Source organism: Thalassobacillus devorans, assembly GCF_900176565.1.
In the GTDB taxonomy this organism is placed as follows: Bacteria; Bacillota; Bacilli; order Bacillales; family Halobacillaceae; genus Thalassobacillus; species Thalassobacillus devorans_A.
In genome coordinates, this window is sequence record NZ_FXEH01000005.1 from 854,291 (window position 1) to 871,583 (window position 17,293).

Sequence of the window (17,293 nt, forward strand, 5' to 3'; positions counted from 1 at the left end):
ATCACCCATCTCTATAATAACTTGGCCATAAAATACTCATCAACATAACGTTGGTTGATATATAATGAGTTTCGTTTCACACCTTCAATTTCAAATCCTGATTTCTTATACAAACCAAGACCGCCTTCATTCGGTACGGCTACCGTAAGTTCCAGGCGATGGATACCTTGTTCCTCCGCCCATGCTTCCATCGTTTGAAAAAGAAGGGTTCCTACCCCTCTCCCTCTGAAACCAGCAAGGATTCCAATCACAAGATACACGGAGTGACGGGTACGTTTCGTCTTTCCGCCTACAGCAATTAAGTACCCGACCAACTCTGTCTCTTCTTCTGCCAGAAAAATAGCAGCATTGGGCTGCTCTGTAATCGATTCGATCATTGCGTGCTGTTGCTCCACATTTATCGCCCGTTCGCCAGCTTCATATAGCATATAATCTGATTCTGCTTCGACTTGCTGTACAAGCTTTCTAAACTTATTAGCATCTGCCGCTTTAATTTGTCGTATCTGCATGGTTCTTCTCCTCAGGCTAACCTGAATGTGCAATGTCCAAGAGGTTTACCGTCCCATAAAAACTCTATATGATCACCATTAGAGATAGGCCCCACTCCTTCTGGTGTTCCGGTGAAAATGATATCCCCTTCTCCTGCCCCTAGATGCATGCCACAATAATCAATTAACGTCTGTAAATCAAAAATCATCTGTTTGGTATTTCCTCGTTGTGCTTGTTCACCATTTTTCAAAAGCACAAAATCATTTTCCTTACACTCTTCTACTCCAGGAAACGGAATGAAATCGCCTATTACTGCTGCGTTAGGAAAGCCCTTGGCCAACAACCAGGGATGCCCTTTTTTCTTTAGCTCACTTTGGACATCTCTCAAAGTAAGATCAAGCCCAATCGCCATGCTATCGACAATGTCATCCACTTGGATGCCTTGTTCATAATTTTTCCCAAGACGAATGACCAGTTCGGCCTCATAATGGACTTCCCCTTTATCGCCTGGGAGCATAACTTCCCGACCATCCGCTTTCACAAGCGAACGATTAGGCTTGGAAAATAACAACGGTGAACTCGGTACGTCATTATTCAATTCCTTTGCGTGGGCTACGTAATTACGTCCCACACAATAAATGTTATGTATATCACTCATGTTCTTCATCCTCTCGATTTTTAAACACATAGCTTACTTTGTCATAATTCATTTTATCTTCATAAAAGCGGTGGGCATCTTTTCTATTTAATCCAGAAGACAAAGCCACACTTTCATAGCCATTCTCCTCTGCCCATCCTTCGACAAACCTGAGCAATTCATCACCATAACCACGAGAACGCTGTTTACTGTCTGTCACCAAATCACACACCCACACAAATCGGCCGTAATACAGGGTAGTCATCGGTTCAAAACCTACGACTGCTACTATATCCTCTCCTTCAACTAAGGCAAACAATTTATATCTATCTTTGGCCTGAGCTTCTGTTACAAGCTCCATGTAGGTATCTTTATCCAAATGAGTACGTAATTGATTCATAATTGGATACGCTTGAAGAATTTCTTCATCAGATTCCAGTTCTTTTATGGTTATAGCTCGCATTACAAAGCTCCTTATCTGAATTTTTTTAATATCACTAGATTAACATATTTACCTCCTTCACTGGGTAATAGACTGGGGACGTTTTATTTGTCAGTCGCTGTCAAAAAAAGTATAATCTTATAATTAGTCTGTGAAACTATCATTTGATTTATATAGAAAAGGAGGAAGCAGTATGCCGGATCAGAATTACAACAAAGTCTTAATGGCAGGATTATTACTGGCGGGTTCGTTTATCACCATTCTTAACCAAACATTGATGATTACGGCGATTCCTCCGATCATGCACGAAATGAATGTCTCAGCCAATTCAGCACAGTGGCTTACGACCGTTTTTATGCTCGTGAATGGAATAATGATTCCAATCAGTGCGTTTTTAATCGAAAGGTTTACAACAAGGCAGCTCTTCCTTACCGCTATGAGTGTATTTACATTTGGTACGGTCGTCGGTGGTCTTGCCCTGAACTTTCCAATGCTGCTGGCAGGAAGAGTCATCCAGTCAGCTGGTGCCGGAGTATTACTGCCATTGATGCAAACCGTTTTTCTATTGATTTTCCCTGTTAATAGACGTGGAGCTGCGATGGGATATATCGGTCTGGTCATTTCCTTTGCTCCTGCAATCGGCCCGGCATTATCGGGGTGGATCACGGAAAATTATTCATGGCGGGCATTGTTTTGGCTGGTGCTTCCACTGGCACTGGGTATCATTGCTATCGCGTATTTCATCTTAAAAAATGTTACCGAGCTTACGTATCCGAGGGTCGATATACCATCCATCGTCATGTCTTCCATCGGATTCGGGAGCCTTTTATACGGGTTTACCAGTGCTGGCAACAATGGGTGGGAGAGTTCCATAACCATGACGTCGCTAAGTGTGGGTGTTATCACCCTGATGCTATTCATTACGCGACAATTGAAAATGCATCATCCAATGCTTGAATTCCGCGTCTTCAAACTACGCACGTTCACGATTGCGACGATCATTGGGATGATCGCCTTCATGGGGCTGATTGGTTCAGAAACACTGATCCCATTATATATGCAAAACATGCGTGATTTCACTGCGATGGAATCCGGGCTGGTGCTTTTGCCAGGGGCCCTGATTTCAGGCTTCATGTCCCCAATTACAGGAAGGATTTTTGATAGAATCGGCGCCCGCCTGCTTGGTATTGTAGGGATGACGCTGATCACGGGTGCTACCCTTGCCCTTTCCTTCCTGGACACCCAAACGACAATGGTCTATTTAACCGTCATGTATGCCATCCGTATGTTTGGATTGTCGATGGTGATGATGCCCGTGACTACAGCCGGACTCAACCAGCTTCCGAAAAAGCTGATCCCACACGGGGCGGCCATGAATAATACGATGAGGCAAATCGCTGCATCAATCGGAACTGCTATTATTGTCACTGTGATGACAACAACTGCTCAAACAGCTTCCCAGAAGCCTGATATTGCTAACCCTGATATTTACGGTGTAAATGTAGCATTTCTAGTGATCACAGCATTATCATTTATTGGTATCTTCTTATCGATTTATGTAAAGAAAACTTCCCCTCCAACAGAGGAAGAAGCGGAAACAGGAACAGAAGACAGCTAATGCAAAAAGAACGGGCACTGCTTAAATAGTCGCAGTGCCCATTATTTTTCACATTTCTATAGAAGCTTTTCTTTTCCGAAAGTCAGTAGTTTTATAATACGTGTCTTTCACTAAGATATTAGGACCGAGACATTTAACTGCCGGACAATGACAGTTCAACCTTTTGGCTGTTTCTGTCTTCATCCAACGCGAATAAGCTTCAGGCAGTGAAGTATCTTTAATGTTTCCTAACGGGGGTTCATCCCCAAAGTCAGTCACAATCACCTCACCTGTAAAGATATTGACATTCAACCTGGACCTGCCATCTGGATCATTTCTAACCGTGACATTTTTTTCGTCATATAGTCGACGAAGTAGATTCAAATCATCCTGAGATGAACTGCATGCGTAAAAAGGCAATGTCCCAAATAGCATCCATACCTTCTCATTCCGGTGATCCAGCAGTCTTGTAATAGCCGTACGCATCTCATTTAAATCAAGGGTTTCTAAGTTGCTGGCAAAGTCAACCGGGTACATGGGATGGATTTCATGGCGGGCACACCCCATCTCTAAGATGTGATCATGGATTTTTTCCAAATAAGGAAACGTGCGTTTGTTCAGCATTGTTTCGGCAGATACCATAACCCCTGCTTCCGATAACCTTTGTGAATTTTCTACCATCCGGACAAAAAAAGATTCTCGTTTCTCAAGAGATGGTTTTCTATCCATTCGTGTAAAACCAGTTTCTGCGAATTCTTCTGAAGTGCCCCAGTTATGGGAAATATGTAAAACATCTAAAAATGGGATGATCGGGTCGTAACGCTGGTAGGGCAAAGTTAAATTAGAATTTATTTGAGTTTTCACCCCACGGCTTTGAGCATATTTTAATAACGGCAACACATGATTTCTTATTGATTTCCTCGACATCATCGGTTCCCCGCCGGTAATACTAAGTGTACGCAAGTTAGGTACTTCATCCAGACGTTTCAAAATCAGATCCATAGAAAGAGATTCCGGGTCTTTATATGACAATGTTTCACCTACAGCGCAATGAGCACAGCGCATATTACAAAGTGTAGTTGTGGTGAATTCAATATTTGATAGTGTCATTTCTCCGAATGCTTCAACATCCATATAAGCTTCCCACGGGTCATTGGAAGGAGTTATTTCTTTATTGTTTAGTTGCGTTTTCACATCGGGTTGCTCCCTTCCTTCATTAAGTTTTTAAATCTATCAAAATGAAGCTCTTCCTATTCTATCATCTCCAGCACCTATTATTACAGAGCTGACCGGTTAGTTATTGGAAGGCTCAACAATAACAGGCTATAATATAGCCAGGAGGCGATTTGATGAAAAATTCCAAACTTTCCCGTCAACACGCAATTGATAAAGACCAAAAAGATCAGCTAAAGCAATTCAAACAAGAATTTTACATAAAAGAAGGAACGTTATATATGGATGGAAACTCGCTGGGACTTTTATCAAAGCGAGCGGAAAAAACACTGCTCACTTCCCTGGAAGACTGGAAGGAGCACGGCATCGAAGGCTGGACGGAAGGCGAACAGCCATGGTATTACATGTCTGAAAAGCTTGGGGAAATGACAGCCCCGTTGATCGGTGCCAAAAAAGAAGAAGTGATCAATACCGGTTCGATTACAACGAACCTTCATCAGCTGCTGGCAACCTTCTTTAAACCGGATAATAAGAGAAACAAAATACTGGCCGACACCTTGAATTTCCCCTCCGATATCTATGCCTTGAAAAGCCAACTGCGCTTACACGGCCTGGATCCTGAAAACCATTTAATCCAGGTAAACAGCGACGACGGCCGCACCTTGAATGAGGCGGAAATCATTGCGCAAATGAATGAAGAGACAGCTTTACTCCTCCTCCCTTCCGTTTTATATCGAAGCGGTCAGCTGCTTGATATGAAGAGGATCACCGAAGCCGCACATGCCAAGAGGATTATCGTCGGGTTTGATCTGGCACATTCCATTGGCGCCCTGCCACATCAGCTTCATGATTGGGGTGTCGACTTCGCTGTCTGGTGCACTTATAAATATTTGAACAGCGGCCCAGGAGGCGTTGGCGGCCTGTTTGTCCATGAAAAGCATTTCGGACAGGCTCCTGGTCTTGCCGGCTGGTTCAGTTCCAGAAAAGATAAACAGTTCGACATGGACCACACCCTGACTCCGGCAGAAACAGCAGGAGCTTATCAAATCGGCACGCCTCACATACTAAGCTCGGCACCTTTGCTGGGATCCCTGGAGATCTTTAAAGAAGCAGGTATCGATTCTATCCGGGAAAAATCCCTCGATCAGACTTCCTTTATGATGGAGCTTATTGAGCAGGAACTTGATGGTTACGGCTTTGAGATAGCCAATCCACGGGAATCAGAGCGCCGGGGTGGCCATGTCAGCCTCGAACATGAAGAAGCTGCCAGGATTTGCAAAGCACTGAAAGAAAAACAAGTTATCCCGGATTTCCGTGCGCCTAACGTCATCCGGCTTGCACCTATCGCCCTTTATGTCTCTTATGAAGATATTTACGAGATGGTCATGCGGTTAAAAGAGATTATGGATAAGGAAACCTATAAAAAATTTGAAAACAAACGAGGAATTATTGCATAAAGGAGGCCCCATCTTGAAAATCATTGATATTTCGATGAAGCTAGACGTAACTACTCCCTCATGGCCGGGGGATGAGCGTTATAACTATAGCCTGACCTGGTCCATGGAAGAAACAGGATCCGTCAATGTCGGCAGTATCAAAATGAGCAATCACACCGGCACCCATGTCGATGCTCCTTTTCATTATGATTCCACCGGACTGAAAATTGCAGACTTACCTTTGGAGAGATTCCACGGCAAAGCCCTCGTCGTTGATGTAGCCGGCAAAAAAACGATTGAAGCGAAAGATTTGCAGGACACGGATTTATCAGGGATCTCTAAGCTGATTTTGCAAACGAAGAGCTGGCGGGATCGAACAGAGTTTCCAACTTCTTATACCGTACTCGGCGAAGATTTAGGTTCATTTTTAAAAACAAATGGCATTGATCTGGTAGGAGTCGATACGCCGTCGGTCGACCCGGAAACAAGCAAAGAATTGAAAGCACATCATAGCTTGTATAAAAATGATGTACTGATTCTTGAAGGGCTCGTGCTCGATCACGTAAAGGCTGGGCTTTACGAGCTTAGTGCTTTTCCTTTAAAAATGACGGAAGCTGACGGCAGTCCCGTACGTGCCGTGTTAAAACAGATTTAATAGTAAAACAACCCCAGCATCATTGGATGCTGGGGTTTCTAGGTCATAATTTTTGATAGCGTGCCATTTCATTCGCTACCTTAGGGGCTAACCAGACTACTGGAAGTAATAGTAACGAAACAGGTACAGCGGTCACAACAATGAAAGATTGTAATGCACTAACGCCGCCTTCCCCAATGAATAACAAGATAGCAGCTACTGTTCCCATGACTACAGACCAGAAAATACGAAGCCATCGTTGCGGGTTCCCCTCTCCTGTAACGGCCATCGATATGGTATAGGACATCGAATCATTTGTAGTAACTACAAATAATATAGTCAGCAGCAAGAAAAGCGGAGAAATAATTTCACTTAGTGGGAACTTCTCCGTAATTGCGAACATGGCAGCTCGCTTTCCTGCTTCATTCAATGCTTCAGATACAGAGCCTGCTGTTTCCATTTCGAAGAAAATACCCGAACCGCCAAGCACGGTAAACCAAAAGGCTGAAATTACTGGAGCCATAATTGAAATTGCAAGGATAATCTCCCTTATCGTCCGGCCTCGAGAAATACGACTGACTAAAATCGCCATCATCGGACCATAACCGATAAACCATCCCCAGAAGAACACCGTCCACAACGACAGCCATTCTTCATCGGCACGGAACGTACTCATCGGAATGAATTCTTGTACGTAAAATCCGAAAGAAGAGATAAAGTAATCAATAATAAAACCACCGGGACCAAATAACAGTACAAATAACATCAAAGCAACTGCCATCCGGACATTGAAGCTGCTTAACCATTGAATCCCCCGGTATAAACCAGTGACTGCTGAGATTGTGGATATGGTTACAACAGCAATAATAATGGATAGCTGTGTCCCGAACGTATCCGGAATACCAAAAATCACGTTCAGTCCATAACTTGCCTGCGCCCCTAAGAAGCCGATTGGTCCAATCGTTCCTGCGGCAACCGCAATAACTGAAAAGGCATCAATAACCGTCCCAAACCAACTGTCCCTGAGCTTTTCACCGAAAATAGGATACAACAGGGTTCGCGGCTTCAGCGGCATCCCCTTGTGATAGTGGCCATACATCATGACGACAGCACTGATGGTACCTAATATCGCCCAGGCAAGAAAACCCCAGTGCATAAAACTTTGTGCTAATGCTGCGTTAATTGCTTCTGTGGTTCCGGCTTCTATTCCTTCATGAACCGGAGGAACAGTAAGAAAATGATACATCGGTTCTGCAGCTGCCCAAAATACTCCGCCTCCTGCAAGCAAAGTGGCCATTATGATCGATAACCATTTCCATAACCCGATTTCCGGCTTATCTAATCCTCCCATCTTAACCTTTCCTCTTTTAGAAAAGGCCAGCCAAAGGCCGACGAAGAAGGTAGCCAACATCAACACCTGCCAAAAGGCTCCAAAATAATTCGAAGAAAGAACAAGCCCTTCCGTTACCAGTTCAGAAACCATAGGTAAATCTATAAATGCCAGTAAAATAAAAAGAAGCAGAGCTCCTCCACTTATAATTAAAACAGGCCAGTCTATCCGACCGTATTTCTTTTTTTCCATAATAATCTCCTTTGAATTTAAAATAAAGCACAATGACGGACTATACCATTTATAATAAAAGTTGTAAAACAAAAAAACTCATCCTTTAAAGGATGAGGCATTCTCTCGTATTTTATTCTTAGTCACCAGCAATATCCTGGTCCTCTCCAGGATTCAATCGTTCCTGACACTCTGCGCATAGTTTTACTTTTTCTTCCTGTTTGCTGGTCAACAGCTTACCACAGTTACTGCATTTACCAAATTCATTCGGATTAGCCTGAAAGCCCATTAAATGCTTATCCGGACCAGTCATATACAAACAACTCCTTGTACAAGGGATTATATCTTTGCTTTACCCGCCTCAAGGAAATCGAAACTTTCTGGTTAAAGAAGATGATTGAGCCCTTAAAAATAAGGGCAGTGTATATTAAAATGAAAGCAGTTCGCACCAGGAGGACATCATATGTTCAAGCAGATGATTAAAAAACATAAACTCTTATCACTTCTTACTGTTTCTATAGCGTTAGGGGTTTCGATATTTTTTATAAAGTCCCCTTATACGAGTTCCCAGGACAATTCTTCTATCACTCCGACTTTGTTCATCCATGGGTATAAAGGTGGTCCTGGATCGTTTAATACGATGATGGATCGTTTGGAGGATAACCGATTGGGAGAGAAAGAAATGACCGTGCGTGTGTCTTCTAAAGGGAAAATTATGATGCGAGGACGATTCTCAGCTGAACAGCATCCATTTATTCAAGTGATCTTTCACGACAATCGTGCCTCACTTACTAATCAGACACTTTGGCTGCAGAAAATCATGCATAAACTGAAAGTGGATTACGGGATACAGCAGGTAAATCTCGTCGGCCATTCCATGGGTGGCTTGGCTGCTGCGAACTTCATGACTCAAAAAAACAATTCCCTCCCAACGGTTGAGAAGCTGATTGTAATGGGAAGCCCGTTTAAAGGAATAGATAAGGAAGAGTATTTTGACATCAATTCCGGGGAAGCTCTTACAGATTTACGACCAGACGCTCAATTATTGTCAAGGCTGACAGGGAATAAAAACTCATTTCCTAACCACCTGAAAGTGCTGGCAATCGCTGGCGCTATCGACGCAAAATATACGAGTGAAAATGCAGATACTATAGTAAAACAAAAAAATTACGATGGAGGCGACGGACTCGTCAGCGTATCCAGTGCTCTTGGTATCCAAGAGGTTGTACCAGCGAACAACTACCACGAAGTAATCGTACGAGATATCGAAGCCACCCATTCCGGTTTGCATGAACATCCAGATGTGGACAAGGAAGTTGCAGCGTTTCTCCGGAAAAAATAAACCCTCCCGCCAGGCGGGAGGGAATTTTTATAAAGTTCACTTTTGTTAAAGGGTTAATGGATACGAAGTTACTAAAGCTTGCGCCATAAATACTTGGTGACAAGCCAGGATTTTCACTTCGCCTCTATGATAAAGCTTGCGAATTCCTCACCTTCGACGGTTACTTCCATCAGCCATAATCCGGCTTTATCCAAACCGAATTTCGCACCACTGGAAGCATCGGCACTGACTTCTGAGGAATTGTTACCGCTGATCCTCCATTCATAAAGCGTAACCGATTCATCTGCTTCCTCATGAGTGGCTGTCAGGGTATAGGTTTTTCCTATCAATTCATCTGATTCGCCCCAGAAATAGACGGAATAATGACGTCCTTGAGGACCGGCAGGAAAGGCAGGTTCATTTTCATTCCCGTTCTCTTTGACGATGGCAAATTTCCCTTCTTTTCCATAAAAAGTCCTTTCATCGACTTGGAACGTCTCATCCTGGCTCCATACTTCCTGCGGTTCTTCTGCTTCACTTGTACATGCAATTAAAATTAAAAGCATTAGTATTGTACTGACAGCTGCTCTTTTCATGGCGCTCCCACCCCTTCACTATCATCATCCATTACTAAGGATATTCGAGACTAGCTTGAAATAACCTGCTACTTTTTCATTAAAGCTCCCTTTAATGGAAGACTCAGTTTCAAGATATATTGTTTCCGTTACGGTAGTAACTGTGGGGAGTTCCGGGAAATCACTCGCTTTCCATGTGCGTAAGGTGAGCTTCCTCGGGCTAAAGCCTACATATAAAAATGCAAATGCCGGATGTCTGAGGCATCCGGCATTTGCATGTTATAAAACTAATCGAATTTTATTGCCCAGCTGCCATTTCGCATGACCGCTTCTGTTGTTCCGTCTTCTAACACACCATCGATATCCAATTCCCCGGATCCCATCATGAAGTCGACATGGGAGAGGCTATCATTGACACCGTGCTTGTCCAGTTCTTCTTCATTCATATCAGAACCACCCTCCAGGCTGTTCGGATATGCTTTACCTAACGCCAAATGACAGGAAGCATTTTCATCATAAAGGGTATTATAAAAAATCAGCCCGGATTGAGAAATCGGTGATTCATTCGGTACAAGTGCCAGCTCGCCAAGACGGGTTGAACCTTCGTCCGTCTCCAAAAGATGCTTCAGCGTAGCTTCTCCTTGTCCTGCTTTATAATCAACAACCATTCCATCCTTGAAAGTCAATGTAAAATCATCAATCAGGTTTCCTCCATAGTTCAATGGCTTCGTACTGGAAACCTGGCCGTTGACACCATATTTATGCGGTACAGTAAACACTTCTTCTGTTGGCATATTTGCATTGAATGGGATACCTTCTTTTTCAGTTTTAGAAGCTCCGCCCTTCCATATATGTCCTGCTGGAAGCTCAACTTCTAAGTCTGTTCCTGGTGCTTTATAAACAAGCTTTTTATATTTTTTGCGATTCAAAAATTCACGTGCCTGCGCCAGAATGCTGTTGTGTTCTTCCCATGCAGACACTGGATCTTCTTTATCGACCCTTACAATAGTAAAGATTTGTTCCCACAAGCTGGCCACTGCCTCTTCTTCATTGGCCTCGGGAAAAATCTTTTGTGCCCAGGTCGTGATCGGGATTGAAACGATGGACCACTGAATGCGGTCATTCATCGTATAATTACGGAAGTTCTTCATCGCTTGTGCCCCTGCTTTATTCGCTGCGGAAATCTTATCTCCATCTATCCCCTGAAGCAAGTCAGGATCAGTAGAGCGGATAGATAAAATGGCGGCGCCTCCTTCAGCAAAGTAGTCATACATATCCACTTTCCATTGGGGGACCTCTGAAAGTGTTTCTTTGGATTCATGTTCGTATTTAGTACGAGTGATGGCATCATCCGACCAATTGATATGGACCGTTTTTGCACCCATTTCATAAGCTTTCTTCACGACGATACGGGTAAAGTCTGCGCCTTCAATGGTCGAGTTTACCATCAGCATTTGATTTTTCTGCAGGTTAACACCTGTTTTCAATGCTAATTCGGCATACTTTTCTAACATTTTTTGTTCTGGCATATGTAACTCCCTCTCTCCATTTTCGTGATCTCGCTAATTTTTATTATTCCATAATTTGTCTTGATAAACAAAAATATCCCACAACAATAGCTGTGGGAATTTTTTACATTCAGCTGTTTTCTAACTCTTCGACGAGCAGTGACAACTCCTCCCATCGTTCCATCGCCTGCTCTAATTCCGTTTCCAGGTTTTCCTGTTCCCTGTACAACTCCTGTACTTTGCCAAGGTCGCTGCCTGCTTCCGCAATAGATGCCTGTAACCCTTCCATTCTTCCTTCCAGGTCGGCGATTTTATCTTCAATGCCTTCCCATTCTTTTTGTTCATGGTAAGAAAGTTTCCTTTTCTTGCGTACTGGTTTCTGTGCAGCTTTTTCTTTTTCAGTCTGCTCTTTTCTTTCCATACTCCTTATACGGTCGGCTTCTTTTTTCTCTTCAAGGTATTCGCTATAGTTGCCATGAAACTTTTTAATCTGTCCCATGCCTTCGAAAGCGATCAGGCGATCCGCTATCCGATCAAGAAAGTAGCGATCGTGGGAAACCGTTACTACAGCCCCAGGAAAATGATCCAGGTAGTCTTCTAAAATACTTAATGTCTTTGTATCCAAGTCATTGGTAGGCTCGTCCAAAAACAATACGTTCGGTTCCTGCATCAGTACACGCAGCAGATATAATCGGCGGCGCTCTCCCCCTGACAGTTTTCTGATATAGGTCCATTGCTGAGATCTTGGAAATAAAAATCGTTCCAGCATTTGTTCTGCAGTTATTTCCTGTCCATCCGCAGTAGTAATCACTTCGGCTACTTGTTTGATATATTCGACTACTTTCAAGTTCCCATCGATTTCCTCGTGATCCTGGGTGTAGTAGCCGATTTTCACTGTTTCCCCTACATCTATTTCACCTGTATCGGGTTCCATCCGCTGCGACATGATGTTGAGTAATGTCGTCTTACCGCTTCCATTCGGACCGATAATACCCAACCGTTCTTCAGGGACAACCAAATAACTGAAACCATCAATCAACGTTTTCCCTGCCATTCCTTTACTGACATTTTCCAGCTCGATGACTTTCTTGCCAAGGCGGTTCGAGCCGATAGCCATATCCATTTGCTCTTCTGTCTTTGGACCAGACTGGTTCTGCAATGATTCTACCCGTTGTTTGCGGGCCTTTTGCTTCGTTGTACGTGCTTTCGCTCCACGCTTTAACCACGCCAATTCCCGCCGAAGCGTATTTTGTCTCTTTTCCTCGGAAACCCGTTCCTGCTCGTCACGCTCGGCTTTCTTTTCTAAATAGGTTTCATAGTTTCCCTCATAAATATAAAGGCTGCCCCTGTCCAATTCATAAATCAGATTGGTCACTCTGTTTAAGAAATAACGGTCATGTGTGACGACTATTAATGCTCCCCGGTATTGGGAAAGATGCTCTTCCAGCCACTCGATCGTTTCATTATCTAAATGGTTGGTAGGCTCATCCAAAATCAACAGGTCGGCAGGCTGAATCAATGCCCTTGCGATAGCGACCCGTTTTTTTTGGCCTCCAGACAGTGTGCTGATCTTTTTGTCAAACGTATCAATTCCCAGCTTCGTCAGGATAGTCTTAGCAGTGGTGTTCGCTTCCCAGGCATCATTTTCATCCATTTGCTGCTGGTTCTTCAGTAACTCTGCCTGATACCTGGTATTTTCGGGATCCCTTTCAAGATGCTGGAGAGATTGTTCGTATGCCCGCATCGTTTTCATAATTTCGGAATCACCGTAATAAATTTGCTCTAATACACTCAAATTCGGATCCAGTTTTGGTTCCTGATGCAGATATTCAATCCGAAAATCCTTCGCATGCTTCATCTCTCCTGCTTCTTTTGAATCCAGACCGGCTAGTACTTTCAGCAATGTCGACTTCCCTGTACCATTAACGCCAATCAAGCCAATCCGCTGGTTTTGAGAAATTGTAAATGAAATATGGTCAAACAGGGTTTTATCCCCATAGGTTTTTGTTAAATTCTCTACTTGCAAAAGACTCATGTCTATCACCCTACCTTTTAAACTTCCCCTATTATAACATTCTCGCTCTTTTCATTAACACTTGTGACAAAACTGAAAAAAGTTATCCATTAGACTTGACTTGAGAATCATTTTCAGTAAAATTGAAGATGACATTGAAAACCATTATCATTTAAGCAATGCAAAAAAATTACATACGAGGTGAAAGGGACATGAAGAAAAGCAAGTTGTTTTTATTAGGTTTTGTATTTATTTTTTCCATCTTCGCATTAGCTGCCTGCGGTGGAAGTTCTGAAGAAGAAGGGGCAGATAATTCTTCAGAGAGTGAAGAAAATTCTTCTGAAGGAACAGAAGAGAATGCTGAAGCCGGTGGCGAACTAAACCTTTATACAGGACGTCACTATGAAACAGATCAACAGCTGTATGATAAATTTACAGAAGAAACAGGCATTAAAGTAAATGTCATTGAAGGTAAAGATGATGAGTTGATCGCACGCCTGGAGCGGGAAGGAAAAGCATCAGAAGCTGACCTTTTCATCACAGCTGATGCCGGTCGTCTGCACCGTGCTAAAGATAAAGATCTCCTTCAAGAAGTGGAAAGCGATACACTGAACGAGAATATTCCAGAAAAGTTCCGTGATGAAGATAGCAACTGGTTTGGCCTGACCAAACGTGCTCGTGTTATTGTATATAACAAAGAAACAGTCAACGAGGACGATATCAAGAATTATGAAGACCTTACGAAAGACGAGTGGAATGGCAAAGTCCTGATTCGTTCTTCTGACAACATTTACAACCAGTCCTTGTTAGCATCCATGATCGCTACAGAAGGAGAAGAAGCTGCCAAAGAATGGGCTCAGGGAATTGTTGATAATATGGCACGTGATCCTAAAGGTGGCGACCGTGATCAGGCGAAAGCTATTGCTGCCGGCGAAGGTGATGTCGCTGTCATGAATACGTATTACCTGGGGCAGATGTTGAACTCTGAAGATGAAGAAGAAGTAAAAGTCGCAGAGGATTTAGGAGTCATTTTCCCTAATCAGGACACTACCGGTACTCATGTCAATATCAGCGGTGTTGCTATGACTGCAAGCAGTAAGAATAAAGAGAATGCCGTGAAATTCATGGAATTCCTTTCCCAGGAAAAAGCTCAGAAAGATTTTGCTGAAGCGAATTATGAGTATCCAGTAAACCCTGATGTAGAGCCTGCTGAACTACTTCAATCCTGGGGCGAATTTGAAGAACAAGACATTAATCTGACAGAACTCGGTGAAAACAATGGAAAAGCTATCAAAATTATGAATGAAGTCGGTTGGAAATAATTTGACCATTTCATGACACATGGGCCGTACCAAAATAAGGTACGGCCTTATGTATATGTACATTTTCATTGAGAACTGTTATCATTAAAAGTGAAAATGATACATAAACCAATGTATATAAGTTAATTATGGGTATTGGTTTATGTTCCAAAGTCTTAATGTCGTCGCGTAGAAGGAAGTGTCCCAGTTGAAGTTTTACCGAAAGCTCCCAGGTTATATGAATATGTGGACAGTATTGAGTATGGTCATCGTCCTTCTAATTTTGATGCCTAACCTGACGATTCTGATCAGCTTTTTCACTCAAACAACTGATAATTGGGAGCATATCAAAGAACATATCTTACCATTACTCTTAAAAAATACTTCTATTATTATTGTGGTTACCGGAGTTTTAACGATACTGATCGGTACCAGTCTGGCGTGGCTGATTTCTGCATACGATTTTCCGTTGAAGGGCTTTTTCAAATGGGGACTCATCCTGCCTTTGGCGATCCCTCCCTATATTGCGGCTTATACGTATAATGGAATTTTAAATTATACAGGGATCATCCAGACGACATTACGCAATGACTATGGTATCCGAGTGGATCAAAAATACTTTGACATCATGAATATTCCTGGTTCCATTTTTATTTTCACTTTATTTTTATTTCCCTATGTCTACACGATTACACGGGCCTTTTTAGCAAATCAATCTTCTTCCCTGATTGAAAACGCAAGACTCCTTGGCCGGAATGCCTTTGAGATTTTCTTCCGGGTAGTCCTCCCGATTTCCCGTGGGGCCATCATTGGCGGAGCAAGCTTAGTGCTGCTCGAAGTGTTGAATGACTATGGGGTTGTCAAATACTTTGGTGTCCCGACTTTCAGTACAGCGATTTTTCAAACATGGTTCAGCATGGGGGACTTGAATGCTGCTATTAAACTCTCAGCTACCCTGATGTTTATTGTCTTTGCTATATTAATCTTTGAAAAAGTGTTACGAGGCCGTAAAAAATACAGTTATACGACCGCGAAAGTGAAGCCGCTCACACCTATCAAACTCACCGGGTGGAAAGCCTGGACAGTGTTCTTCTATAGTCTGCTTATATTCAGCCTGGGCTTTTTGATTCCTTTCATCCAGCTCCTGGACTGGATGTTCCTGACTTTTGAGAAAATCGCCAGTCCTGTGTTCACTCAATTAATCATGAATTCATTATTAGTCGCCTTTACCGGAGCTTTCATGATTGTTATCTTTGCTGTCATCATTGCTAACTTTACCAGGATGCATAAAAGCTGGCTTTCTAAGTCGGCATCAAGAATCACCATTCTCGGTTACTCGATTCCTGGTGCCGTCATAGCTGTCGGTATCAGTTCTGTATTCATAGATATCGACAACCTGTTGTTCACGTTTTACGAATCTTTCGGGATGGAAGCCAGCCTTTTTTTAAGCACGAGCCTATTTATGCTAATCTCAGCTTATGTTATCCGTTTTTTAGCAGTAGGCTATAACTCTATCGAATCGGGTTTTGACAAAGTAGGCAATAAATTCACTGAAGCTTCCCGAATGCTCGGGATGGGCATGACGAAAACTTTCTTCAAAGTGGATGTTCGCCTCATCAAAGGGGCGATATTCAGCGGATTCATCCTGGCATTCATCGATATTCTTAAAGAGCTGCCGCTCACATTAATTTTAAGGCCGTTCAATTTTGACACGTTATCAACAAAAGCATTCCAATATGCCAGCGATGAGCAAATCCATGAAGCATCCTTGGCATCGATCATCATTATTGTCATCAGTGGTATTGCGATTTATCTTTTCCACCAAGTACTCGAAAAGGAGCCGAAGTGATATGTACATTCAAATCAAAGACTTATGCTTCTCTTATACAAACCAAGGGGATAAAACTATTAATAACTTCTGCCTTGAGATTGAACAAGGGGAAATCATCTCTATTCTTGGGGAAAGTGGAAGCGGTAAGAGTACCGTATTACGTCTTCTGAGCGGGTTGGAGACACCGACAAAAGGTACCATTTCCATCGGCGGAAAAATCGTAACCGATGACCGTACCTTTATTCTTCCGGAAAAGCGCGGAATTGGAATGGTATTCCAAGACTATGCGCTATTTCCACACATGACGGTTGCAGAAAATATCCAGTTCGGTCTCAAAGGGTATTCCCGCAGTGAAAAGAAAAAGCGTATCGATGAAGTACTTGAGCTTGTCAATATGGAAAAATTTAAGAAGCGCTATCCACATGAATTGAGCGGCGGCCAGCAGCAGCGGATTGCTCTTGCGCGGGCGCTCGCTCCAGAGCCTTCCCTGTTATTATTGGATGAACCTTTCAGTAACCTGGATGCTGACTTGCAAATCAAGATTCGAGAAGAATTGAAGCAAATCATCAAAAAAACAGGCATTACATCGATTTTCGTGACACATGACCGGGAGGACTCCCGAGCAATTGCTGACCGGATCATTACCATGCGCGATGGTGCGGCACACGAATGGGAGTCATTATGCACCGTAAGAAACACTTCCAATACGTACGATTACGAAATGGAAATCATGTCGTAAAGCCTAGCCAGTTAATCAATGAAAAAGCCAGATGC

At 42.9% G+C, this 17,293-nt stretch carries 16 protein-coding genes; 7 read left to right on the top strand and 9 right to left on the bottom strand.

Annotated features, from left to right (window positions below; genetic code table 11):
• Positions 1-11: 11 nt before the first annotated feature.
• The 3 genes from B9Y67_RS08835 to B9Y67_RS08845 are packed head-to-tail and all read right to left on the bottom strand — an operon-like array spanning position 12 to position 1,589.
• Positions 12-509 carry a GNAT family N-acetyltransferase gene (locus tag B9Y67_RS08835; protein ID WP_085506351.1) on the bottom strand — a complete coding sequence of 166 codons (498 nt, stop codon included), beginning with the start codon at positions 507-509 and terminating at the stop codon, positions 12-14.
• Positions 510-520: 11 nt separating this feature from the next.
• Complete coding sequence (locus B9Y67_RS08840) at positions 521-1,147, bottom strand: fumarylacetoacetate hydrolase family protein (protein WP_085506352.1); 627 nt, start codon at positions 1,145-1,147, stop codon at positions 521-523.
• Entirely contained in the window at positions 1,140-1,589 is a 450-nt protein-coding gene (locus tag B9Y67_RS08845; RefSeq protein WP_085506353.1) for a GNAT family N-acetyltransferase, read from the bottom strand. The genes B9Y67_RS08840 and B9Y67_RS08845 overlap by 8 nt, the downstream gene beginning before the upstream one ends.
• Positions 1,590-1,761: 172 nt before the next feature.
• On the opposite strand from B9Y67_RS08845, the gene B9Y67_RS08850 reads away from it, so the two are divergent.
• Positions 1,762-3,186, top strand: a complete 1,425-nt coding sequence (locus B9Y67_RS08850) for an MDR family MFS transporter (protein ID WP_085506354.1) — start codon at positions 1,762-1,764, stop codon at positions 3,184-3,186.
• Positions 3,187-3,234: 48 nt separating this feature from the next.
• Here B9Y67_RS08850 and yfkAB read toward each other — a convergent pair whose 3' ends face one another.
• Entirely contained in the window at positions 3,235-4,359 is a 1,125-nt protein-coding gene (yfkAB, locus tag B9Y67_RS08855; protein ID WP_085506355.1) for a radical SAM/CxCxxxxC motif protein YfkAB, read from the bottom strand.
• Between the two features lie 155 nt (positions 4,360-4,514).
• Between yfkAB and kynU the strand changes: the two genes are divergently transcribed.
• Positions 4,515-5,795, top strand: a complete 1,281-nt coding sequence (gene kynU / locus B9Y67_RS08860; protein WP_085506356.1) for a kynureninase — start codon at positions 4,515-4,517, stop codon at positions 5,793-5,795.
• A gap of 13 nt (positions 5,796-5,808) precedes the next feature.
• Positions 5,809-6,429 carry an arylformamidase gene (kynB, locus tag B9Y67_RS08865; protein WP_085506357.1) on the top strand — a complete coding sequence of 207 codons (621 nt, stop codon included), beginning with the start codon at positions 5,809-5,811 and terminating at the stop codon, positions 6,427-6,429.
• 43 nt (positions 6,430-6,472) lie between these two features.
• Here kynB and B9Y67_RS08870 read toward each other — a convergent pair whose 3' ends face one another.
• Both B9Y67_RS08870 and B9Y67_RS20650 read right to left on the bottom strand, forming a co-directional pair.
• Entirely contained in the window at positions 6,473-7,990 is a 1,518-nt protein-coding gene (locus B9Y67_RS08870; RefSeq protein WP_085506358.1) for a BCCT family transporter, read from the bottom strand.
• Between the two features lie 118 nt (positions 7,991-8,108).
• The gene (locus B9Y67_RS20650) at positions 8,109-8,282 is read right to left on the bottom strand and encodes a hypothetical protein (protein ID WP_176223941.1); all 174 of its coding nucleotides are present in this window, start codon (positions 8,280-8,282) and stop codon (positions 8,109-8,111) included.
• A 150-nt stretch (positions 8,283-8,432) separates the two neighbouring features.
• Here B9Y67_RS20650 and B9Y67_RS08875 point away from each other — a divergent pair, with 150 nt between their 5' ends.
• Entirely contained in the window at positions 8,433-9,311 is an 879-nt protein-coding gene (locus B9Y67_RS08875; RefSeq protein ID WP_085506359.1) for an alpha/beta hydrolase, read from the top strand.
• Between the two features lie 113 nt (positions 9,312-9,424).
• Here B9Y67_RS08875 and B9Y67_RS08880 read toward each other — a convergent pair whose 3' ends face one another.
• The 3 genes from B9Y67_RS08880 to B9Y67_RS08890 all read right to left on the bottom strand — a co-directional run bounded on the left by B9Y67_RS08880 (position 9,425) and on the right by B9Y67_RS08890 (position 13,408).
• Positions 9,425-9,886, bottom strand: coding sequence for a hypothetical protein (locus tag B9Y67_RS08880; protein ID WP_085506360.1), 462 nt, complete (start codon positions 9,884-9,886; stop codon positions 9,425-9,427).
• Positions 9,887-10,152: 266 nt separating this feature from the next.
• Positions 10,153-11,394 (bottom strand): aminopeptidase, encoded by a 1,242-nt coding sequence (locus B9Y67_RS08885; protein WP_085506361.1) that lies wholly within the window; start codon positions 11,392-11,394, stop codon positions 10,153-10,155.
• Positions 11,395-11,503: 109 nt separating this feature from the next.
• Complete coding sequence (locus B9Y67_RS08890; protein ID WP_085506362.1) at positions 11,504-13,408, bottom strand: ABC transporter ATP-binding protein; 1,905 nt, start codon at positions 13,406-13,408, stop codon at positions 11,504-11,506.
• Between the two features lie 191 nt (positions 13,409-13,599).
• On the opposite strand from B9Y67_RS08890, the gene B9Y67_RS08895 reads away from it, so the two are divergent.
• The 3 genes from B9Y67_RS08895 (at position 13,600) to B9Y67_RS08905 (ending at position 17,258) form a co-directional block, all read left to right on the top strand.
• Positions 13,600-14,709 (top strand): Fe(3+) ABC transporter substrate-binding protein, encoded by a 1,110-nt coding sequence (locus B9Y67_RS08895; protein ID WP_085506363.1) that lies wholly within the window; start codon positions 13,600-13,602, stop codon positions 14,707-14,709.
• A 217-nt stretch (positions 14,710-14,926) separates the two neighbouring features.
• Positions 14,927-16,537, top strand: a complete 1,611-nt coding sequence (locus B9Y67_RS08900) for an ABC transporter permease (RefSeq protein ID WP_139823782.1) — start codon at positions 14,927-14,929, stop codon at positions 16,535-16,537.
• A 1-nt stretch (position 16,538) separates the two neighbouring features.
• Positions 16,539-17,258 (top strand): ABC transporter ATP-binding protein, encoded by a 720-nt coding sequence (locus tag B9Y67_RS08905; protein WP_085506365.1) that lies wholly within the window; start codon positions 16,539-16,541, stop codon positions 17,256-17,258.
• Positions 17,259-17,293: the final 35 nt, after the last annotated feature.